19 protein-coding genes are annotated in these 22,206 nt (G+C 66.8%); 3 read left to right on the top strand and 16 right to left on the bottom strand.

What is annotated here, in order from left to right:
- Nucleotides 1–67: 67 nt before the first annotated feature.
- The 9 genes from secG to uvrA form a co-directional block, all read right to left on the bottom strand.
- Nucleotides 68–316, bottom strand: a complete 249-nt coding sequence (secG, locus tag C8271_RS07360; protein ID WP_425428190.1) for a preprotein translocase subunit SecG — start codon at nt 314–316, stop codon at nt 68–70.
- A gap of 109 nt (nt 317–425) precedes the next feature.
- Nucleotides 426–1,202, bottom strand: coding sequence for a triose-phosphate isomerase (tpiA, locus tag C8271_RS07355; RefSeq protein ID WP_106506760.1), 777 nt, complete (start codon nt 1,200–1,202; stop codon nt 426–428).
- Nucleotides 1,199–2,401, bottom strand: a complete 1,203-nt coding sequence (locus tag C8271_RS07350) for a phosphoglycerate kinase (RefSeq protein ID WP_106506759.1) — start codon at nt 2,399–2,401, stop codon at nt 1,199–1,201. Before C8271_RS07350 ends, tpiA begins: the two co-directional genes overlap by 4 nt.
- A 126-nt stretch (nt 2,402–2,527) precedes the next feature.
- A complete protein-coding gene (gene gap, locus C8271_RS07345; protein WP_106506758.1) occupies nt 2,528–3,532 on the bottom strand; it encodes a type I glyceraldehyde-3-phosphate dehydrogenase in 1,005 nt (334 codons plus the stop codon).
- 255 nt (nt 3,533–3,787) lie between these two features.
- Nucleotides 3,788–4,780 carry a DNA-binding protein WhiA gene (gene whiA, locus C8271_RS07340; protein ID WP_106506757.1) on the bottom strand — a complete coding sequence of 331 codons (993 nt, stop codon included), beginning with the start codon at nt 4,778–4,780 and terminating at the stop codon, nt 3,788–3,790.
- On the bottom strand, nt 4,764–5,816 hold the full coding sequence (locus C8271_RS07335) for a gluconeogenesis factor YvcK family protein (RefSeq protein WP_245921021.1): 1,053 nt from the start codon (nt 5,814–5,816) through the stop codon (nt 4,764–4,766). The genes whiA and C8271_RS07335 overlap by 17 nt, the downstream gene beginning before the upstream one ends.
- Nucleotides 5,817–5,845: 29 nt before the next feature.
- Nucleotides 5,846–6,766: an RNase adapter RapZ gene (gene rapZ, locus C8271_RS07330; protein WP_106506756.1), complete on the bottom strand. Its 921-nt coding sequence runs from the start codon at nt 6,764–6,766 to the stop codon at nt 5,846–5,848.
- Nucleotides 6,759–8,687: an excinuclease ABC subunit UvrC gene (uvrC, locus tag C8271_RS07325; RefSeq protein ID WP_106506755.1), complete on the bottom strand. Its 1,929-nt coding sequence runs from the start codon at nt 8,685–8,687 to the stop codon at nt 6,759–6,761. The genes rapZ and uvrC overlap by 8 nt, the downstream gene beginning before the upstream one ends.
- Before the next feature lie 3 nt (nt 8,688–8,690).
- Nucleotides 8,691–11,540: an excinuclease ABC subunit UvrA gene (uvrA, locus tag C8271_RS07320; RefSeq protein WP_106506754.1), complete on the bottom strand. Its 2,850-nt coding sequence runs from the start codon at nt 11,538–11,540 to the stop codon at nt 8,691–8,693.
- 98 nt (nt 11,541–11,638) lie between these two features.
- Here uvrA and C8271_RS07315 point away from each other — a divergent pair, with 98 nt between their 5' ends.
- Complete coding sequence (locus C8271_RS07315) at nt 11,639–12,337, top strand: MBL fold metallo-hydrolase (protein ID WP_106506753.1); 699 nt, start codon at nt 11,639–11,641, stop codon at nt 12,335–12,337.
- Entirely contained in the window at nt 12,334–14,064 is a 1,731-nt protein-coding gene (locus C8271_RS07310) for a bifunctional 3'-5' exonuclease/DNA polymerase (protein ID WP_245921018.1), read from the top strand. Before C8271_RS07315 ends, C8271_RS07310 begins: the two co-directional genes overlap by 4 nt.
- 11 nt (nt 14,065–14,075) lie before the next feature.
- On the opposite strand, the gene uvrB is transcribed toward C8271_RS07310, so the two are convergent.
- Together uvrB and coaE are read right to left on the bottom strand one after the other, a co-directional pair.
- On the bottom strand, nt 14,076–16,181 hold the full coding sequence (gene uvrB / locus C8271_RS07305) for an excinuclease ABC subunit UvrB (protein WP_106506752.1): 2,106 nt from the start codon (nt 16,179–16,181) through the stop codon (nt 14,076–14,078).
- A gap of 27 nt (nt 16,182–16,208) precedes the next feature.
- Entirely contained in the window at nt 16,209–16,874 is a 666-nt protein-coding gene (gene coaE / locus C8271_RS07300; protein ID WP_106506751.1) for a dephospho-CoA kinase, read from the bottom strand.
- A gap of 60 nt (nt 16,875–16,934) precedes the next feature.
- On the opposite strand from coaE, the gene C8271_RS07295 reads away from it, so the two are divergent.
- A complete protein-coding gene (locus tag C8271_RS07295) occupies nt 16,935–17,858 on the top strand; it encodes a trimeric intracellular cation channel family protein (protein ID WP_106507946.1) in 924 nt (307 codons plus the stop codon).
- Here C8271_RS07295 and C8271_RS07290 read toward each other — a convergent pair.
- Genes C8271_RS07290 through aroC form a run of 5 tightly spaced genes read right to left on the bottom strand, consistent with a single transcriptional unit; the run spans nt 17,834 to nt 22,182 of the window.
- On the bottom strand, nt 17,834–18,535 hold the full coding sequence (locus tag C8271_RS07290; RefSeq protein ID WP_106506750.1) for a GNAT family protein: 702 nt from the start codon (nt 18,533–18,535) through the stop codon (nt 17,834–17,836). The two genes, C8271_RS07295 and C8271_RS07290, sit on opposite strands and share 25 nt — an antisense overlap.
- On the bottom strand, nt 18,532–19,329 hold the full coding sequence (gene aroD, locus C8271_RS07285; RefSeq protein WP_106506749.1) for a type I 3-dehydroquinate dehydratase: 798 nt from the start codon (nt 19,327–19,329) through the stop codon (nt 18,532–18,534). The genes C8271_RS07290 and aroD overlap by 4 nt, the downstream gene beginning before the upstream one ends.
- Before the next feature lie 2 nt (nt 19,330–19,331).
- Nucleotides 19,332–20,417 carry a 3-dehydroquinate synthase gene (gene aroB / locus C8271_RS07280; protein ID WP_106506748.1) on the bottom strand — a complete coding sequence of 362 codons (1,086 nt, stop codon included), beginning with the start codon at nt 20,415–20,417 and terminating at the stop codon, nt 19,332–19,334.
- Nucleotides 20,414–20,965 (bottom strand): shikimate kinase, encoded by a 552-nt coding sequence (locus C8271_RS07275; RefSeq protein ID WP_245921016.1) that lies wholly within the window; start codon nt 20,963–20,965, stop codon nt 20,414–20,416. The genes aroB and C8271_RS07275 overlap by 4 nt, the downstream gene beginning before the upstream one ends.
- Nucleotides 20,962–22,182 carry a chorismate synthase gene (aroC, locus tag C8271_RS07270; RefSeq protein WP_106506747.1) on the bottom strand — a complete coding sequence of 407 codons (1,221 nt, stop codon included), beginning with the start codon at nt 22,180–22,182 and terminating at the stop codon, nt 20,962–20,964. The genes C8271_RS07275 and aroC overlap by 4 nt, the downstream gene beginning before the upstream one ends.
- Between the last annotated feature and the right edge of the window lie 24 nt (nt 22,183–22,206).

The raw sequence follows: 22,206 nt of genomic DNA, 5'->3' as shown, positions 1-22,206 counted from the left end.
TACCCGAGAGCTCTCCTGGATGCTGGCTCAGAACGTCCTGCTGAATGCGGCGCTCAGGGTAACGAGCTCAGAGCAGACGCTCGATGATGCCCAGTCCGATGGCGCACAGACCCCACACGACCGCGATGGTGACGGTCAGCCGGTTCAGGTTGCGCTCTGCCACGCCAGAGGCGCTCGCCGACGATGACAGGCCGCCGCCGAACATGTCCGACAGGCCGCCGCCCTTGCCCTTGTGCAGCAGCACGAGCAGGATCACCAGGAAGCTGGTGATGGCCAGCAGGACCTGCAGGATGATCTTCACGAGGCTCAGATCCATGTCAGAGCAGAGCACCTTCCACGGCGGATACGGACCGACCCAGCATACGCCACGGGCCGGATCCCCAGGGGATCCGGCCCGTGATGTGTGATCAGGTCAGCTGACCCGTTCAGGCGGCGCGGAAGCCCGCGATCTTCGCGAACTCCTCGGCCTTCAGCGAGGCGCCGCCCACGAGGGCGCCGTCCACGTCGTCCTTCGCCATGATGTCGGCGACGTTCGCCGACTTCACCGAGCCGCCGTACAGCACACGCACTGCGTCGGCGACCTGGTCACCGTGCTGAACGCGCAGCAGCTCGCGAATCTCGTGGCAGACTTCCTGAGCGTCCTCCGGGGTCGCCACCTCTCCGGTGCCGATCGCCCACACGGGCTCGTAGGCCACGACGACCTTCGCCGCCTGCTCGGCGCTCAGGCCCTCAAGGCCGCCTTCCAGCTGCGCAAGGGTGTACTCGACGTGCTTGCCGGCCTTGCGCTCCTCAAGCGGTTCGCCGACGCACAGGATCGGCGTCAGCCCTGCCTCGAGGGCTGCCTTCACCTTCGCGTTGGTGATCGCCTCGTCTTCGCCGTGGTATTGGCGGCGCTCCGAGTGGCCGACGGCCGCGTAGGTGCAGTTCAGAGCCGTGAGCATGGCACCGGAGATCTCACCGGTGTAGGCGCCGGACTCATGCGCGGACACGTCCTGTGCGCCGAGCGCGATCGGCAGCTTGCCTGCGTCGATCGCGGTCTGCACGGTGCGCAGGTCCACGAACGGCGGCAGAACGGCCACCTCGACGTCACTCAGGTCGACGTTCGCGAGCGCTTCGCCGAGCTCCTCGACCAGGGCCAGACCCTGCTTCCAGTCGAGGTTCATCTTCCAGTTGCCCGCCATCAGCGGGGTGCGGGTGCTCACTTGGTGCCCTCCTCAAGAATCGCAATACCTGGCAGCTCCTTGCCCTCGATCAGCTCGAGGCTGGCGCCGCCGCCGGTGGAGATGTGCGAGAACGTCGCCTCGTCGAAGCCGAGATTGCGGACAGCGGAGGCGGAATCGCCGCCGCCGACCACGGTGTAGCCCGACGCGTCGGACATCGCCTGAGCGATGGCGCGGGTGCCATCGGCAAACTTGTCGATCTCGAACACGCCCATGGGGCCGTTCCAGAACACCGTCGCGGCATCGGCGATCTTCGAGGCAAACAGCTCGCGGGTCTTCGGACCGATATCGAGGCCCTCCTGGTCCGCGGGGATCTCGGTCGAGGGGACCACGGTGCTCTCGGCGTCGGCAGAGAACTCGCGGGCCACCACGTTGTCGACGGGAAGGACGAGCTCAACGCCCGTCCCCTTCGCACGCTCCATGTAGCCGGCGACGGTCTCGACCTTCTCCTCATCCAGCAAGGAGGTGCCCACCTCGTGGCCGAGTGCCTTCTGGAAGGTGTAGGACATGCCGCCACCGATCAGGATGCGGTCGGCCTTGTCCAGAAGGTTCTCGATCACGGCGAGCTTGTCGGCGACCTTCGCGCCGCCCAGAACCACCACGAACGGGCGGGCTGGATCGTCGGTCACCTTGCGCAGGGACTCGACCTCGCGCAGCACCAGCTCACCTGCAGCCGACGGCAGCACAGTGGCGAGCTCGTACACCGAAGCCTGCTTGCGATGCACGACGCCGAAGCCGTCGGAGACGAATGCGTCGCCGTGCTCAGCGAGGGCCTTGGCGAACACGAGACGCTCAGCGTCGTCCTTCGCGGTCTCACCCGGGTTGAAACGCAGGTTCTCGAGGATGGCCACCTGGCCGTCCTGAAGTGCACCCACGGTCTCGCGGGCGGAGTCGCCCACAGTGTCGGTCGCAAAGGCGACGTCCTGACCGAGCAGTTCACCCAGGCGGGCGACCACGGGCTTCAGGGAGTACTTGTCCTCCGGGGCACCCTTGGGGCGGCCCAGGTGGGAGATGATCACGACCTTCGCACCAGCGTCCACAAGACGCTTCACGGTGGGCAGGCAGGCGCGGATGCGGCCATCATCGGTGATCGTCGTGCCGTCCAGCGGCACGTTGAGGTCGGCGCGGACGATCACGCGTTTGCCACGCAGATCGCCCAGAGAATCGATGGTCTTGAGCACTTCTGCTCCTTCGAAAGATGTCATGCAGGGGTCACGAGGCGGAGCCCGCCCGGTGCTCCACCCCGAAGGGCGGCGCCGGACGGGCTCCGTTGCGATCCACGCGGGTGGTGGATGACGTGTCGATCGTCAGAGGGACTTGCCCATGAAGACCGCGAGGTCGACGGTGCGGCTGGAGTAGCCCCACTCGTTGTCGTACCAGGACACGATCTTCACCTGGTTGCCGATCACCTTGGTGCTCAGCGCGTCGAAGATCGAGGAGTGCGGATCGCCCTCGATGTCCTTGGAGACCAGCGGGTCCTCCGAGTAGGCCAGGACACCCTTGAGCTCACCCTCGGCAGCCTTCTTCACCGCAGCGTTGATCTCCTCCACGGTGACCTCGCGCTCGGCCTCGAAGGTGAGGTCGACGACGGAGCCGGTCGGGGTGGGCACGCGCAGGGCGTAGCCGTCGAACTTGCCCTTGAGCTCGGGGAGCACGAGAGCAACAGCGGCGGCGGCACCGGTCTTGGTGGGGATGATGTTCAGGGCAGCAGCGCGGGCGCGACGCAGATCCTTGTGCGGGGCGTCCAGGATGCGCTGATCACCGGTGTAGGCGTGGACGGTGGTCATGAGGCCCTTGACGATGCCGAACTCGTCGTTGAGGACCTTGGCCACCGGCGCGAGGCAGTTGGTGGTGCAGGACGCGTTCGAGACGATGTTGTGCTTCGCCGGGTCGTAGTCGGTGTGGTTCACGCCGACGACGAAAGTTGCGTCCTCGTTCTTCGCGGGGGCCGAGATGATGACCTTCTTGGCGCCGCCATCGATGTGAGCCTTCGCCTTGGTGGCGTCGGTGAACAGACCGGTGGACTCGATGACGATGTCCGCGCCGACCTCGCCCCACGGGATGTTGGCGGGGTCCTTCTCAGCGAACACCTTGATGGTGTTCCCGTTCACGGTGATGGTCGAGTCGTCGTGCGAGACCTCACCGTTGAACCGGCCCGTGATCGAGTCGTACTTGAACAGGTGGGCGAGGGTCTTGGTGTCGGTCAGATCGTTGACAGCGACGAACTCGATGTCCGCCTTCTGCTCGATAGCTGCACGCATGACGTTGCGGCCGATACGACCGAATCCGTTAATGCCGACCTTGATGGTCACGAGGTTCCTCCTTGGTTCACAGGGTTCCTGTGAAGGTTGGACAGGTGGCGCGCACACCCTCGTACGCTCGGGTGTCACCGATCTGTGACCGACGACGCGTCTAGCGTATCAATCCGGTGACGTGGACGTGGCGGGTCGATGGTCCTCACTGCATCCACCCAGGTCACAACGGGGGTATAACTCGATCATCCACGGCCAGACACGTCCCCGTGTGCTGACGAGCACGGGACACGGGGGCATGAGCGCTGCCGATGCTCACTCCGGCACGCCGTCGGGCAGTGCGTCTTCATCCACCACGTCTTCCGTGCCGGGGATACCGAGCTCCGCGGCACGCTTGTCCGCCATCGCCAGCAGTCGGCGAATACGGCCGGCAATCGCGTCCTTCGTCATCGGGGGCTCTGCCTTCCGGCCGAGTTCCTCGAGCGAGGCCTGCTTGTGCTCTAGACGCAGCTCGCCAGCCACACGAAGATGCTCGGGCACATCATCGCCGAGGATCTCAAGCGCCCGCTGCACACGTTGTCCCGCCGCCACGGCTGCCCGCGCAGATCGACGCAGGTTCGCGTCATCGAAGTTCGCTAAACGATGCGCTGTGGCGCGCACTTCCCGACGCGTGCGCTTCTCTTCCCAGGCGAGCACTGTCTGGTGCGCACCCATGCACGTGAGCAGCGCCGCGATGGCGTCCCCGTCGCGCATGACAACCCGATCCACGCCCCGCACTTCCCGCGCCTTCGCGGCGACGCCGAGACGGCGAGCGGCGCCGACCATAGCGAGTGCGACCTCCGGGCCGGGGCACGACAGTTCAAGCGCCGCGCTGCGACCCGGCTCGGTGAGCGTGCCGCGGGCAAGGAAGGCGCCGCGCCACGCAGCCTCGGCATCCACCGTCGCGCCGGCGACCACAGCGGGCGGCATGCCGCGCACCGGCCGACCGCGAGCATCGAGCATTCCGACCTGACGCGCAAGGATGCCGCCATCACGCTCGACCCGCAGGATGTAGCGGGTGGTGCGGCGGATCCCCGAGGGGGCCAGCACGGTGAACTCGGCGCGATGCCCGTACATCTCCGCGATGATCCCGTGCAGACGACGGGCGACGGCGGCGGAATCCAGTTCCGCCTCTACGACGACGCGCCCCGCCACCAGATGCAGACCACCGGCGAACCGCAGCATCGCCGCGGCCTCCGCCTTACGCGCCGAAGGGCGCGTGATCTCAAGGTGGCTGAGTTCCTCCTTGGCGTCAGCTGTCAGTGCCATCCGTCGTGCTCCTCCCCGTGCGCGGCGCCCCCGGTGCCGGCACGTCTCCATAGACCCCGTCGAAGATGTCGCGGTACGCCGCGGCCAGACGCACCGGGTCGTGCACGGCAGAGCCGTCCCCGATGCTCACCTGCCGCAGCAACGTCTGAATGCCCGCCGCTCGAGCTCGGCGAGTCAGGTCGATCGCGTCGTCGAGCGCCGTGGGGTCAGCCACGAGCGCGTCGAAGCGTGTGCCTGGCGCATGAGCGATCAGCACGTCCAGCAGGTCCTCGCTGGTCATGCCTTCGGTCTCCTGAGCGCCGGCGGTGAGATTCATGGTGATGCAGCGCCGAGCGCTGGTGGTGCGGATCGCGTCAGCGATCTGCGGGATCATCAGGTGCGGCAGCACCGAGGTGTACCAGGATCCCGGACCGACGATGATCCAGTCAGCCTCGGCGATCGCGGTGATCACGTCCTGCGGCACGCGCGGAGCCGCGGGGGTGAGCCGCACTTGCTTCACGCGTCCTTCTGCTGTGGCCACCTGCCACTGGCCGCGCACAACCTGCGAGTCGCCATGGCGGTCGATGACGTCGGCCTCGATGTCCAGGGGGTCAAGCGCCATGGGCAGAACCCGGCCTCGTATTCCGAGCAGCTGCCCCATCTGGTCGAGTCCCTCGATCGGGTCCTCGAGAATCTGCCAGAGGGCGACCATCAGCAGGTTGCCCAGGGCGTGACCGTCCAGCTCACCGGCGGTCGAGAACCGGTGCTGGATCACGTCACCCCAGATGCTTCCCCAATCGGAGTCCTCGCACAGTGCCGCAAGCGCCATGCGCAGATCACCGGGGGGAAGCACCGGGATCTCACTGCGGATCCGCCCTGAGGAACCGCCGTTGTCCGCAACGGTGACCACGGCGGTCACGTCGTCGGCCAGGAGTCGCAGAGCACGCAGGTTCGCGGCCAGACCGTGACCGCCGCCGAGCGCCACGACACGCAATGGCGAGGCGGGATCATCACGCCGGCCCCGCCGAGCGCGTTTCGTTCGTTCGACGCGGCCCATGCGCCGCCTCATCGGCTTCGGAACCGTGGTCACTCGCGCCCCAGATCTCGGTGCCGGATCCGCACCGCATGTCCGCGGCGACGCAGCTGCTCGCCGATGTGCTCAGCAATCGCTACAGAGCGGTGCTTGCCACCAGTGCAGCCGATCGCGAGCGTCGTGAAGTGTTTGTTCTCGATGCTGTAGCCACGCAGTACCGGAGTGATCATGTCGAGGTATTTGTCGACGAACTCTGCCGCGTTGGCATCGCCGAGCACATACTCGGCGACCTGACGATCAGTGCCGCGCAGGGGACGCAGCCCTGGCACCCAGTACGGGTTCGGGATGAACCGCACGTCACTGACGTGATCAGCTTCGATCGGGATACCGTATTTGAAGCCGAAGGACAGCATGTTCACGGTCAGTCGACGCTCATCACGGGTGCCGAAAGCGTCCCGCATCTTCATGGTGAGCTGATGAACGTTCAGCGGTGACGTATCGATCACCACGTCGGCCAGCCGACGGTACGGGGCGAGCATCTCCCGTTCCCGACGGATCCCTTCGACCACGCCTTCCTCGCCCTGCAGCGGGTGCGGTCGGCGCACCGAGTCGAAGCGTCGCACGAGCGTCGACTCGTCGGCGGTGAGGAACACCAGACGTACCCGGATGTCGCGACGGCGCAGCTCGCGTATGACATCGGACAGCTCCGAGAAGAACGGGCCTGACCGCGGGTCGACGACGACGGCGAAACGGTTGTCCAGTCCTTCAGCGGAAGCCTGCAGCTCGTACAGGGTGCCGATGAGCTGCGGGGCGATGTTGAACACGACGTACCAGCCCAGATCCTCCAGGGCATGGGCAGCAGTCTCGCGACCCGCACCGGCCAACCCGGTGATGATCACGACCTCACCGGGGCGTTCATCTCCGTGCTGCGGCGCAGGATCTGACGGTGCGGCGACGTGTTCGCTCTCAGCCATCCAGGATCTCCCCCGTCGCCATGTCGACTGCGGCCTCGACCTCGCTGGTCCTGCAGTCCGTCTCCGCTGTGGTTCCCCCGGATCGTAGCGCGCTACTGATCTGGGCGGCCAACGCGGGCCCGATGCCCTGCACGCGGGTGAGCTCTTCCTCGGATGCTTCTCGGATCGCCGCGACAGTCACGAACTCATCGAGCAAGGCGCGGCGCCGGGCCGGCCCCAGACCGGGGATGCCGTCCAGGGCACTGGACTGCATGGCGCGGCCCCGGCTGGAGCGGTGGTAGCGGATGGCGAAGCGGTGCGCCTCATCGCGCAGGCGCTGCACAAGGAACAGCGCTTCGCTGGTGCGGGGCAGGATCACTGGATACTCCTCCCCCGGCAGCCAGATCTCTTCGAGCCGCTTGGCGATGCCTGCCAGGGCGATGTCGTGCACGCCGAGGTCGTCGAAGGCGCGCTGGGCGGCCGCCACCTGCGCGGGTCCGCCGTCCACGAGAATCAGGGAGGGCGGGTAGGCGAAGCGTCGGCGGTCCTCGTCCTTGGTGTCCGGCTCCGGTTCCAGATGGCGCACCAGGCGCCGACGGATCACGTCGTACATCGAGGCGGTGTCATCGCGAGCAGCCTCGCCCCGGACGGAGAAGTGCCGATACTCGCTCTTCTTCGGCAACCCGTCCTCGAAGACCACCATCGAGGCAACAACGTTCGTCCCCTGCGTGTGCGAGACGTCGAAGCATTCGATGCGCAGCGGCGGCTCGTCCAGCTCGAGCGCCTCGGCCAGGTCCTCGAGCGCCTTGCTGCGGGCCGTGAGGTCACCGGTGCGCCGCAAGCGGTGCATACGCAGGGCCTCCTGCGCGTTCGCAGACACCGTGGCGAGCAGCTCCTTCTTCTCCCCTCGCAAAGGGACGCGCAGCTGCGTTCGCGGCCCGAGGATCTCGCGCACGTCATCGAGCTCATCGGGCAGAGTGCTCACGAGCACTTCTCGTGGGGGCGGATCCTCGCTGTACAGGGTGAGCAGGGCACGCTGCATCAGATCCTGTTCGGTGGAGGCGTCGAGGATCTCCGCGGTCCAGCCGCGTTGGCCGCGAATCCTGCCACCGCGCACATGGAACACCTGCACGGAGGCCTCGAGCTCGTCATGGACAAGACCAATGAGGTCGGCATCGGTCGCATCGGGGAGCACCACCGAGTTCTTCGCCATCACGGATTCGAGGGCGCGCAGGTCATCACGCAGGCTCGCAGCTGTCTCGTAGTCCATACGGGCTGCGGCCTGACGCATCTCATCGTCGATGCGGCGCAGATGGGCGCCCGTGTTGCCGGCCATGAAGTCGCAGAACTGCTCTGCTAGCTGGCGGTGATCCTCAGCGCTGATCTGGCCAGTGCACGGAGCGGAGCACTTCCCGATGAAACCCAGCAGGCAGGCGCGTCCGGAACGCTCCGCCCGCCGGAACACGCCAGCCGAGCAGGTGCGCACGGGGAAGACCCGCAGCATGAGATCCACCGTCTCTCGGATCGCCCACACCTGGGTGTACGGGCCGAAGGAGCGGTCGGTGCGGCTGCGCGGTCGGCGCGTGACATGGACGCGCGGAAACTTCTCCCCCATGGTCACGGCGAGATAGGGGTAGGACTTGTCGTCGCGGAATTTGACGTTGAAGCGCGGGTCGTACTCCTTGATCCAGGAGTACTCGAGGGTGAGTGCTTCCACTTCAGTGGTGACCACGGTCCACTCGACACGGGCGGCGCTGGTGACCATGCGGCGCGTACGCGGGTGCAGAACGGTGAGGTCCTGGAAATAGTTCGTCAGCCGTTGTCGCAGGTTCTTCGCTTTGCCGACGTAGATCACACGCTCATGCTCATCGCGGAAGCGGTACACCCCCGGCGAGGTGGGGATGTCTCCTGTGCGGGGCCGGTACGTCGAGGGGTCGGCCACGTGTCAGCTCCGTGCGGCGTCCAGCAGAGTCTTCAGGAACCTGCCGGTGTGGGACTGCTCCACCAGGGCGATCTGCTCCGGGGTCCCTTCAGCGATGACGCGGCCGCCGCCGCTGCCGCCCTCAGGCCCCAGATCGATCACGTGGTCAGCGGACTTGATGACATCAAGATTGTGCTCGATCACCACCACGGTGTTTCCCTTGTCCACCAGGCCCTGCAGCACCTCGAGGAGCTTGCGGACGTCCTCAAAGTGCAGCCCCGTGGTGGGTTCATCGAGCACGTAAATGGTGCGACCCTTCGAACGCTTATGCAGTTCGGAGGCGAGCTTCACGCGCTGCGCCTCACCGCCGGAGAGGGTGGTGGCACTCTGCCCGAGGCGCACATAGCCCAGGCCCACATCGCACAGCGTCTGCAGCTGGCGACGGATCGCGGGGACGGCGTCGAAGAATTCGACCGCATCCTCGATCGGCATAGCGAGGACTTCGGCAACATTCTTGCCCTTGAACCGCACCTCGAGGGTTTCGCGGTTGTAGCGGTTTCCGTGGCAGACCTCGCACTGCACGTAGACGTCGGGCAGGAAGTTCATCTCGATCTTGATCGTGCCGTCACCCGAGCAGGACTCGCAGCGCCCGCCCTTGACGTTGAAGGAGAACCGTCCGGCGGTGTAGCCGCGGATCTTCGCCTCGTTCGTCTGAGCGAACAGGGTCCGCACTCGGTCCCATACGCCCGTGTATGTCGCGGGATTCGAGCGCGGCGTGCGACCGATGGGTGATTGATCGACGTGCACGACCTTGTCCAGCTGGGCCAGGCCGTCCACGCGTTTGTGCTTGCCCGGCACCACGCGGGCGCCGTTCAGCTCCTTGGCGAGCACCGTGTACAGGATGTCGTTGACCAGCGAGGATTTGCCGGAGCCGGAGACGCCGGTGACAGCGGTCAGCACACCGAGTGGGAAGCGCACGTCCTCGCCCTGCAGGTTATTGGCGCGTGGGCCGACGACGGTGAGCATGCGGTCGGGGTCGACAGCCCGTCGGCTGAGCGGCAGTGGAATGGACAGATCACCGCAGAGGTAACGCCCGGTCAGTGAGTCCCGATTGCGCTCGAGGTCGGCGACCGTGCCGGAGTGGACCACATGCCCGCCCCGCTCGCCGGCGAGTGGACCGATATCGACCACCCAATCAGCGGCGTGGAGCGTGTCTTCGTCATGCTCGACAACGATCAGGGTGTTGCCGAGGTCCCGCAGACGCTTGAGCGTTGCGATGAGCCGCTCATTGTCGCGCTGGTGCAGGCCGATGGAGGGCTCGTCGAGCACATACAGCACCCCCACCAAACCGGAGCCGATCTGGGTGGCGAGCCGAATGCGCTGTGCTTCGCCGCCGGAGAGGGTGCCGGCTGCGCGGGCCAGACTGAGGTAGTCCAGGCCAACATCGAGGAGGAATCCGAGGCGCGAATCGAGCTCGCGCAGAATCTCGTCGGCGATGGCGGCGTCGCGTTCGGACAGTTCGATCGAGCGCAGGAAGTCACGCGCCTCGTCAAGCGGCATCTCGCACACCTGGGCGATGGAGCGCCCACCCACAGTCACGGCAAGGATCTCCGGGCGCAGCCGGGCGCCGCCGCAGGCACGGCACGGGACCTCACGCATGAACTGTTCGTAGCGGTCCTTCGCCCAGTCTGACTCCGTATCCGCGTGGCGACGGTTCAGGAAGTGGATCACGCCCTCGAATCCTGTCGAGTACGTGCGTTCGCGGCCGAAGCGGTTCCGGTAGCGCACGTGGACGGTGTAGTCCTTGCCATGCAGCAGCGCCTCCTTGGCGCGGGATGGCAACGCCCGCCACGGGGTGTCCAGATCGATCTTCAGGTCCTCGGCGAGGCCGGCCATCATCTGCTGGTGGTGGTCGGCGGAGCCCATGGTCCACGGTGCGATAGCGCCCTGTGCGAGGGTCAGCTCTTCATCGGGGATCACGAGCTGCTCGTCGACCTCCAGGCGCATCCCCAGGCCCGTGCATTCGGGGCAGGCGCCATAGGGAGCGTTGAAGGAGAAGGCGCGCGGCTCGATGTCATCAATGGCGAGATCGTGCCCGTTCGGGCAGGTGGCAGCTTCAGAGAAGCGACGCTCCCGATCGGGGGCATCCTCGGGTCGATCCACATAGTCGATCACCAGAACGCCGTCGGCAAGGCGCAGCGCCGTCTCGACTGAGTCGGTCAGGCGACGGCGTGCATCCGGCTTCACCGCGAGACGGTCCACGACCACTTCGATTGTGTGCTTGAGCTTGCGCTCAAGGCTGATCTCCTCGTCCAGACGCCGCACCACGCCGTCGATCCGTACGCGCGAGTAGCCCTGAGAGCGCAGGGAGCTGAGTAGCTCGACATGTTCGCCCTTACGGCCCACGATCACGGGGGCGAGCAGCTGAAAGCGAGTGCCCGGCTCCATGTCCACGAGCACGTCGACGATTTGCTCAGCGCTGGTGGCGGCCACTCGCTCACCGCAGACGGGGCAATGCTGGATGCCGGTGCGGGAGAAGAGCAGGCGCAGGTAGTCGTAGATCTCCGTGATCGTGCCGACGGTCGAGCGCGGGTTGCGGCTGGTGGATTTCTGGTCGATCGACACTGCCGGTGAGAGCCCCTCGATCAGGTCCACCGACGGTTTGTCCATCTGTCCGAGGAACTGGCGGGCGTATGCGCTCAGCGACTCGACATAGCGCCGCTGCCCCTCCGCGAAAATGGTGTCGAAGGCGAGGGAGCTCTTGCCTGATCCCGACAATCCGGAGAAGACCACCAGCTTGTTGCGGGGGATCTCCAGATCGATGTTCTTCAGGTTGTGCTCCCGCGCGCCGCGGACCACGAGTGTCTCAGTCACCCGGCCATCCTACGAGCGGGCTCCGACAGTCCACCGCCGTGGCCGTGGGAGTCACACCGCGGCTCGCACCACGATGTGAGGTCCGCGATACTGCCGCTATGACGACTGCAGCCCATCCCGCACGCGATGACGCCTACACCGGACATGTCGAATCGGGTGGTGAGCCTGCGCTGCGGCAGCTGTCCACCCTGCTGATCCGCAAGATGTCGGTCGGGCCGATGGACAACAACGCCTATCTGCTCACCTGCCGTGTCTCCGGAGGCCAGCTGCTCATCGATGCAGCCGCAGAACCGCAACGGCTGCAGCGGCTGATTCGTGAAGGCTCGCCGACCGGTCGGCTCGACACGATCGTCACCACGCACAGCCATCACGACCACATCGGTGCCCTCCCCGCCATGGTGGCCGCCACCGGTGCCCGCACCGCAGCCGGGGCGCAGGATGCACCCGCGATCCCGACGCCGAGCGACCTCCTGCTCGAGCATGGCGACGTTGTGCGTGTGGGCGTGCACGACCTGCACGTGATCGGGCTTCGAGGGCACACTCCGGGGTCGATCGCCCTGCTGTGGCGCGGCGGCAATGATGGCGATCACCTGTTCACCGGCGACTCGCTCTTCCCCGGGGGCGTCGGAGCCACGCAGGGTGATGCGGAGCGCTTCGCCACACTGATCGATGATGTCGAGCAGCGGATCTTCGCCGAGCTCGGAGACGACACCTGGGTGTATCCCGGCCACGGTGACGACACCACGCTCGGAGAGCAGCGGCCCTCACTGCCCCAGTGGCGTGAACGCGGCTGGTGAACGAGCACCGTCCCGAACGTCTGCGTATCGTCGGGCAGGAAGGGGCTGAGCAGATCCGGTGGACGGATCTGATAGCGGGCGAGCAGGTCGATGACGGCACGGTCTGCGCTGACGCGTGGCCCGACATGGTCGCCCAGCAGGAGACGCTTCCTGATCCGGTGCGCTGGGTCTGGTCGGATACATCCAGGTGGTACCCGCCGCTCCTGCGCACCGGAGTACGGGTGCGGCGGTGCCTGGATCTGCGTCTCGCTCACGCGATCCTCGCTCGGTCCACGCGCATTGTCGACGCCACTGCACTGCAGCAGGCGGTGATGTGGGACCCCACCGCACCAGAGGCCGAACCTCTATCGGAGAACGTGGCTCTGTTCGAACTGGACACACGGCCCGTCGGTCCCAGCCCGGATTCCTTCGCCGAGACGGTTGAGGAACTGCGGCGGCAGCACAGGGCCCTCGCCACCGCGCATGGTGCGGATCATCTGCGCCTGCTGCTCGCCGCCGAGTCCGTCGGCGCCCTGATCGCCGCGGAGATGCACGACGCCGGGATCCCCTGGGACGTCGCTGAGCATGACCGAATCCTTCGTGACGAACTCGGCCCCCGACCCGGCCGCGACCAGGTGCCCCAGCTCATGGCCGAGCAAGCGGCGGCTGTGCGCGCTGCTCTCGATGATCCGACGCTGGTGGTGGATTCACCGCCGCGTCTGCTGCGTGCGCTGCGGCGTGCTGGCGTCGATGTGTCCTCGACATCGAAATGGGAGCTTGAGGGCCTGGATCATCCGGTGATCGCACCGCTGCTGCGCTACAAGCAGATGCATCGACTGCTCACGGCGAACGGCTGGCAGTGGATGGAGGCGTGGATCCGGGAGGGCCGCTACCGTCCGGTCTACGTGCCCGGTGGGGTGGTCACCGGTCGTTGGGCGGCCGCCGGGGGCGGCGCGCTGCAGATCCCCCGTCAGTTGCGCTCCTGTATACGAGCCGACGACGGCTGGACGCTCGTGAGCGCCGACGTGTCACAGCTCGAGCCACGCGCTCTCGCGGCCCTGTCCGGCGACGACGCTCTGGCCACGGCGGCACGAGGCCAAGATCTGTACAGCGGCATCGTCGCGGCAGGTATCGTCGGCACCCGCCAGGAGGCGAAGGTCGGAATGCTCGGCGCCCTCTACGGCGGGACCAGCGGTGATGCGGGTCGTGTCGTGGCGCGACTGCGGCAACAGTTCCCTGCCGCCATGAGAGTGGTGGACGGTGCTGCTGAGGTCGGGGAACGCGGCGGCGCGGTGAGCACGCTGCTGGGCCGCTCCACTCCCCCGCCACCTGGCTCCTGGGTCGCGCAGCAGAGCGCGGCAGCCCAACCCGGTTCCTCGGACCAGGAGCAGGCCGCAGCGCGCCGTGCGGCGCGCGATCGCGGCAGGTTCACTCGCAATTTCGTCGTGCAGGGCACCGCTGCGGAGTGGGCGCTCGCCTGGATGGGGCTGCTGCGCACACGCCTCCACGCCCTGCCACAGATGGATGCCGCGCCCGCGGCGGCCTCCGGGCCGGTGTTCTGCCGACGCGCCCACCTGGTGCTGTTCCTGCACGATGAAGTCATGGTGCACACTCCGGCAGAACAGGCGCATGAAGTGGCTGCCGCGGTGCGCACGGCTGCGACCGATGCAGGAAGGCTGCTGTTCCCGTCGAGCAGCGTGGACTTTCCGCTGGATCTGCGGATCAGCGAACGCTCCGGAACGGAGTGAGCGCTGCTGCCTCAGGAACTGCGCTGAACCTGGCGCAGTTCCTTCTTCAGCTCCTCCACTTCGTCGCGCAGTCGGGCCGCGACCTCGAACTGCAGCGACTCAGCCGCCTGGTGCATCTGGCCAGTGAGCTCGTCGATCATGCCGCTGAGCGCCGCCACCGGGTCGTCCCCCAGATCCACGGTGCGGTTCGCCACGGAGTCAACGACACGCAGACGAGCGCGTTCGCGCTGCACGCGCTCCTTTCCGGAACGGTAGTCGGTGGACAGCAGCGTCTCCGTGTCGATGTCCTCCCGAGCCAGCATGTCGGTGACGTCAGCGATGCGCTTGCGCAGCGGCGTCGGGTCGATGCCGTGCTCGGTGTTGTACGCGATCTGTTTCTCGCGGCGGCGGTTCGTCTCGTCGATGGCCTCGCGCATGGACTCCGTGATCGTGTCTGCATACATGTGCACCTGCCCAGACACGTTACGGGCGGCGCGCCCGATGGTCTGGATCAGGGACGTGCGCGAACGCAGGAAGCCCTCCTTGTCGGCGTCAAGAATCGACACCAACGACACCTCCGGCAGATCGAGTCCCTCGCGCAGCAGGTTGATGCCCACGAGCACGTCGAACTCGCCCAAACGCAGCGAGCGCAGCAGCTCGACGCGGCGCAGGGTGTCCACATCGGAGTGGAGGTACTGCACGCGTACACCGTTCTCCAGCAGGAAGTCGGTGAGGTCTTCCGCCATCCGCTTGGTCAGGGTGGTCACCAGCACTCGCTCGTCGGCCTGCACCCGTTTCTCGATCTCCACACGCAGGTCATCGATCTGCCCCTTCACGGGCTTGACGATCACTTCGGGATCCACCAGGCCCGTCGGCCGAATGATCTGCTCGACCACACCGTGACTGCGCTCCAGTTCGTACGGCGCCGGCGTGGCGGAGAGGTAGACGGTCTGTCCGATGCGTTCGGTGAACTCATCGAAGGTCAGCGGCCGGTTGTCCAGTGCACTCGGCAGACGGAACCCGAAATCCACCAGCGTGCGTTTGCGTGACCGGTCGCCCTCGTACATCGCACCGATCTGCGGCACCGTCACGTGCGACTCATCGACCACCAGGAGAAAGTCCTCCGGGAAATAGTCCAGGAGGGTGTTCGGCGGGGTGCCGGGGCCGCGGCCGTCAAGGTGGCGCGAGTAGTTCTCCACCCCGTTCGTGGTGCCCATCTGGCGCAGCATCTCCAGGTCGTGCGCGGTGCGCATCCGCAGCCGCTGCGCCTCCAGCAGCTTGTTCTGGGACTCGAGCTCCGCGAGCCTCTCCCCCAGCTCCACCTCAATGGAGTCGATCGCCTTTGCCAACCGCTCCGGGCCCGCCACGTAGTGGGAGGCGGGGAAGATGTGGATCTCCTGCTCCTCGCGGATCACCTCGCCGGTGAGCGGGTGCAGCGTGTACAGCGCGTCGACCTCGTCGCCGAAGAACTCGATGCGCAGAGCGAGCTCCTCATACATCGGGATGATCTCGACGGTATCGCCGCGCACCCGGAACGTGCCGCGCTCGAAGGACACATCATTGCGGTCGTACTGCATGTCCACGAACTTCCGCAGTAAGTCGTCACGGTCCATCTGGTCGCCGCGCGCCAGACGCACCATCCGATCGACGTACTCCTGCGGCGTGCCCAGGCCGTAGATGCAGGAGACCGAGGAGACAACCACGACATCGCGTCGCGTCAGCAGCGAATTCGTCGCGCTGTGCCGCAGCCGCTCCACCTCGGCGTTGATGGAGGAATCCTTCTCGATATAGGTGTCCGACTGCGGAACGTACGCCTCGGGCTGGTAGTAGTCGTAGTAAGAGACGAAGTACTCCACAGCGTTGTGTGGCAGCAGCTCCCGGAACTCGCTGGCGAGCTGGGCAGCGAGCGTCTTGTTGTGAGCCATCACCAGGGTTGGACGCTGCAGCTTCTCGATCAGCCAGGCCGTGGTGGCGCTCTTGCCCGTACCGGTGGCTCCCAGCAGCACAACATCCTGCTCACCATCGTTGATCCGGCGGGCGAGCTCCTCAATGGCCTGCGGCTGGTCGCCCGAGGGGTCGTACTCGGAGACGACCTCGAAGGGGTGGACGGCGCGAACGAGATCGGTGACGGGGCGCATGGGTCGAGCCTACGCGCCGGGCAGGAATCAGTCCGATTCGTGATGCAGGTCTGCCACCACAGCGTGAAAGGCGTGCAGGGTGCGTACGCGCAGCTGGTCGCGGCCTGCGTTATTCAGGACCAGACGGTCGGCCCGGCGGATCCGTTCGAGATCGTTCACCTGGGCGGACATCACGGACTGCGCGTAGGCACGGTCTTTGCCGCGATCGCGCACGATCCGGGTGATCCGCTCCTCGCGCGGGGCGAGAACCGCGATGATCCGGATGTAGTCGTCGTCCCGGCCGCGTTCGAACAGAAGCGGGTTGTCGTGCACGACGCACTCGGCGCCCGCGGCGACGGCCTCAGCCTCACGCCTGCGGACTGCCTCATCCACGCGCCCCAGCACGATCTTCTCGAGATCGGCGCGCGCCTGCGGATCGGAGAACACCAGCGCGGCCATGGCGGCACGGTCGATCGTGCCTGACGCGTTGCGGAAGCGTTCGCCGAAGCGGGCGATCGCGTCCTCCACCCCTTCGCCCGGCACATCGAGGACCTTCCGGGAATACTCATCCAGATCGATCACGCACACACCGGCATCGCGCAGGACAGCCGCGGCCGAGGACTTGCCGGAGGCGATACCGCCGGTGAGCCCGATGCGCGGCCGCGCGGGGAACGAGGCGGACCCCGTCGGGACGCCGGATGGATGCGGTGCCATGGGCCACATGCTAGACCGATGGCCTCGGGTGCAGCCGGTCAGGGCACATACGGTGAGGGGGTGACTCCCGTTGACCTCCTCATCGGCAATGACCTGCTGCGTGCTCTCGACCTGGTGGGGGTTGTCGTCATGGGCATCACCGGCGGCGCGATTGCCGCCCGACTGAATTTCGACGCGGTCGGCTTCGCGACCATCGGCATGGTCTCGGGGCTCGGCGGCGGCCTGCTGCGTGACCTGATTCTGCCGGTCGAGCTGCCAGCGGCGTTCACGGGCCCCTGGTATCTGGTGTGCGCGCTCTCCGGTGCGGCGTTCGCCTTCGTGGTCGGTACCGACAGCCGCTGGTGGAATCGACTGATGGTGCTGCTCGATGTCACCGCGCTCGGCCTGTGGGCCGCGACCGGAACGGCGAAGTCTCTTGCCTACGGGCTGGACCTGATCCCGGCGCTGCTGCTGGGGGTCGTCTCCGCCGTGGGCGGCGGTGTGTTCCGCGACATGATGGTGGGTCGGATTCCGTCGATCTTCGGCGGTGGGCCACTGTATGCCACCTGCGCGCTGATCACCGCGATCGGCACCGCGATCGTGGTGGGCACCGGAACCCCCGGGATCTTTGTGCTCGTCCCCGTCGCGGTCGGCTCATTCATCGCCGGTCTTGCTGCATGGCGCCGATGGGGGTTGCCGACTCACCAGGGCTGGCAGGTCACTCTGTCGGGCACGCAGCTGCAGGCGCTGCTGCGCCGCACCCGACGGGAAGAGCGACGTCGGGTTGCTCTGGAGACGGGAGCGATACCGGTGGTTGCCGAGGGAGCCGGCGATGCCTTCGCTGCAGACCACCTGCGGCAGGAGGAGCTGGGTGAACAGCTGGCGAGCTCGGACGATGTCGGTGAGGTCGACGGCCTTGACGACGCCCAGCCACGCGGCGTGGACCGGGGCGCGGTCAGCGGGGACGATGAGGAGCCTCCTCACGCATCGCCCACGTACAGGTAAGTCTCCACGTCGCGTAATCCCGTGCGTGTCTTCACGGTGATGAGGTCAGAGGCGATCCGCACCATGCCCCGCCGCTCGTAGTATTCCCAGGTACAGCCGTCATCGGTGTGCAGGTGGAAACGGCCCGCACCCCCACGGCGCAATCGGTGCAGATAATCGATGAAGAGGATTGAGCCTATTCCGCTGCCGCGGTGCCGTGCTGACACGAGGAACAGTGTGAGCTCAAGCCCGAGCTCTGTGCGGGCCCGGCGACGCAGCTGCTCATGAGAGCTGGTGAACAACCGCTGCTCGCGCCATGTGCGGACATGACAGCCAGCGGCAGCAGCGGCCCGTACTCTCCACGCCATGTGCAGCGCCCTCCATCGGCGAGCACCGGGCATGCCGGGGCGTCCGGGTAGCTGCCCCATGAGGATGCCTGCCACGTGCCCATCGCTCTCGACCACACGCGCATGATCCGAGCGGGTGAGCGAATCGAGGACGTCGAGGACAAGAGCGGGCCGAATCGCGCGGTCGACAGGCACGTAGGCGCTGATCCTAAAGGCCTCCTCGACAAGGGTGGCTGCTTGTGGGAGATCAGAGTCCCGCCAGGGGCGCAGACGAATCCCATCCGGTAACGGCCGCATCGGCGGATCCAAGATCGGGAACCGCTTGATCGCCGGGGCGTGCGGGGCCGTCATCGCATCACCTCCTGCACCTGGCGCACCAGATCAACGGGCAGCTGGCCAGGAGCGGAGAGGCCGCCGAGCGTTGCGAAGGTCGCGACCGATCCGGTGACGGACCCGGCAAGCCGGGACAGCGAACCAAGCGGCCCCATGCTCATGGTGATGACAGGAACGGGCAAGGCATCGGCGGCGCGGCGCGTCGCCAGCATCAGGTCGAGGACATGCTGGGGCTGCGTCGGCATGACCGCGAGCTTCACGACGTCGGCCCCGCTATCGGCAAGCTGCTGCAGGACCCGGTCCAGATCTGCCGGCGTCGGAGTCGTGTCGAAGCGATGGTGGGAGGCAATCAGCGCAACCTGATGCGACGTCATCGACGCCGAGAGGTCCGCCACCAGGCCCGGGTGGGAGAGCGCCTCGACGTCGAGGGCCTGCGCCCACGCGGTATCGACCAATGCCGCCACGAGGTGGCCATAGTCTGTCCGGTCGATCTCGAGTCGTCCGCCCTCAGATGCAGTGCGCACGGTTACCAGGAGCGGCAGGCCGTCAAGAGCGTCGCGGATAGCCTCTGCAGCGGGAGAGACGGCCTCGACTATCCGTCGAGCCGTGAGCCGTTCGTCGGCTGCTCGATAGGCCTGCCTGCCGAGGACGTCGAGAAACAGATCCAGACGCCATTCGACAATGTCGACCCCAGCATCGGCAGCGCTCCCCGCTTCTCGGGCGAGAGTGAGAACGTCCGTCCCGATGAGCGGAGCGATGATCGCCGGATCCCCTTCGCCGAGCATCCGGTCGCGCAGGGCGAGCGCCGTCATGATCAGTCCTCGTCCGCCGTGATCGCGGCGTACGCCGACAGCAGCAGCGCCGGGTCCGGACCCTCCAGGCGGGAGGGAACACCGATCCGGTCCAGCACGACGAAGCGTAGAAGCCCAGCGCGAGACTTCTTGTCACGCTTCATGGCCTCTTCGAGCTTGGGCCACTGCCGACCCCGGTAGCTCACGGGCAGTCCCAGCGAGGATATGACCGCACGGTGTCGGTCGACGTCATTCTCCGTGAGCTTCCCGGCTAGGTGAGAGAGTTCCGCAGCGAACATCATGCCGACCGCGACAGCAGCTCCATGGCGCCACTGATAGCGCTCGTTGCGTTCGATCGCGTGTGCGAGAGTGTGGCCGTAGTTGAGGATCTCTCGCTCTCCCGCCTCCGTGAGATCGGCGGATACGACTGTGGCCTTCACAGTGACGGCACGTTCAACGATCTCCGTGAACGCCGCGCTGCTGGTGTCAAGGGCACCCTTCGGATCGGCTTCGACGATCTCAAGGATCCGTTCGTCGGCGATGAACCCTGCCTTGACTGCTTCGGCGAGCCCGGCGGCGACATCATGGGCACCGAGCCCGGCAAGCACGTCGAGGTCAGAGAGCACCGCGATCGGCGGGTGGAAGGAGCCGACGAGATTCTTTCCCTCGGACGTATTGATGCCCGTCTTGCCGCCGACGGCCGCATCGACCATTGCGGCGACGGTGGTGGGCACCTGCAATACGTCGATCCCGCGCAGCCAGGTCGCGGCGACGAAACCAGCGAGATCCGTGGCGGCGCCTCCGCCCAATCCGATGACAAGGTCGTGACGGCCAAGGCCAGCCTGTCCACAGACGGTCCAGAGGAAGCCGGCGACCTGAGCGGTCTTGGCTTCCTCGCCGTCGGGGACCTCGGCAAGGAAGACGTCCCGACTGGTTCCGGCGATGCTCTCACGCAGGTCATCGGCGATCTCACGCAGGGTGGGCTGGTGCACAATGACGACGCGACGGGCGCGCTCGGGCACACGTGTGTGCAGATCGGCGAGCAGGCCGCGCCCCATGATGACGTCATAGCCGCCATCGGGTGTGGTGACGGGGATGGTCGTGGTCATGCAGTGTCCTCCCGGACAAGCTCGTGGATGCGGCGTGCAACGGTGGGAATTGAGTCTCGGCCAGAGCGCACTGTCCACCGGGCCAGCTCGCGGTAGACGGGCATGCGGGCGGCGGTAATTTCCCGCCATCTGGCCAGCGCATCGGGACCGTTGAGCATGGGGCGATCCGTCGACCGCTGGATTCGTTCGACGACGGTGTCTTCCTCCACCTCCATGAGGACGACGGGTCGGCCGCGGAGTCGAGCGGCGGATTCGGCCCGTAGCGGGGCGCCCCCGCCCAGGGCGAGAACACCGCAGTGGTCCTCGAGCGCCTGCTTCAGGACCCTGGCTTCCAGGGCGCGGAAGAACTCTTCGCCGTCGATGGCGAAGATTTCGGGGATGCTGCGCCCGGCCTCCTCGGCGATCAGGATGTCAAGATCAGCAAACGGCTCCTGGCGTTGCCGTGCCAGCTCCCGCCCGACCGTCGACTTCCCGACCGCCATGGGGCCGATCAGGATCACCGTCGGGCCGGTTGAGAGCGCGTCGGCGGACCCTTCTGGACCGTTCACGCGGTGTCTCCACGCTGCAGCGTGTGGGTGGCCCGCAGGTGGGCTCGGATCTCCTCGACGCTGTCACCACCAGCTTTCTCTAGCAGTGCGGTGGCAAGCGTGAGGGCAATCATCGCCTCGGTGATCACAGCCGCGGGCGCCACAGCGCAGACGTCCGAGCGCTGGTGGTTCGCAGTGGCTGCCTCACCGGTGCCGACGTCGACGGTGCGCAGCGCCCGTGGCACCGTGGAGATCGGTTTCAGGGCGCCGCGCACCCGGATCACCTGACCGTTGCTGATGCCGCCTTCGAGGCCACCAGCGCGGTTGGCGGCACGGGCAGTGCCCCCCGGCCCGTCGCCGGGCACGATCTCGTCGTGTGCGACCGATCCGCGTCGGGCAGCTGTCGCGAAGCCATCGCCGATCTCCACACCCTTCATCGCCTGGATGGACATGACGGCCTGGGCGAGGCGCCCGTCGAGCCGCCGGTCCCACTGGGTGTGCGAGCCCAGTCCCACGGGAACGTCATAGGCGAGGACCTCGACAACGCCACCGAGTGTGTCGCCGTCCTTCTTGGCTGCGTCGACCTCTGCGACCATCGCCGATGATGTCTCCGCGTGGAAGCAGCGCAGCGGATCAGCATCCAGCACCGCACAGTCTTCGGGCCCGGGAAGCGGGGCGTCCTCGGGCACGGCCACTGATCCGACACGCAGGGTGTGTGAGACGAGCCGGATCCCAGCGGCCTGTTCGAGCAGCTCCGCCGCAACAGCTCCGGCGACCACACGGGCAGCGGTCTCGCGCGCCGAGGCGCGCTCGAGGATCGGGCGGGCCTCATCGTGGCCGTACTTCAGCATTCCGGCGAGGTCTGCATGCCCGGGCCGGGGACGGGTCAGCGGACGGTTGCGGGCGATCTCGCGCTCATCACCGGTGCCGGCGTCGACGAGCAGGTCCGCGGGATCCACCGGGTCGGCGGACATGACCTTCTCCCATTTGGGCCACTCCGTGTTACCGATCTCCACGGCGACGGGCGAGCCCATCGTGCGCCCGTGACGCAGCCCGGACAGCACCCGTACAGCGTCCTTCTCGAAGGCCTGGCGGGCGCCGCGCCCGTGGCCGAGCCGTCGACGTGCGAGACGATTCGCGAGTGTCTCGGTGGTCAGCTCCAGACCGGCAGGTACGCCATCAAGCAGGGAGATCAGGGACGGGCCGTGAGATTCGCCGGCCGTGAGCCATCGCAACATGCGCGTCATTCTTCCATGGGTGCT

This window comes from Brachybacterium timonense (assembly GCF_900258505.1).
In the GTDB taxonomy this organism is placed as follows: domain Bacteria; phylum Actinomycetota; class Actinomycetes; order Actinomycetales; family Dermabacteraceae; genus Brachybacterium; species Brachybacterium timonense.
Note: the sequence above shows the minus strand (reverse complement) of the source record. Positions and strands in the feature narration are given on the sequence as shown.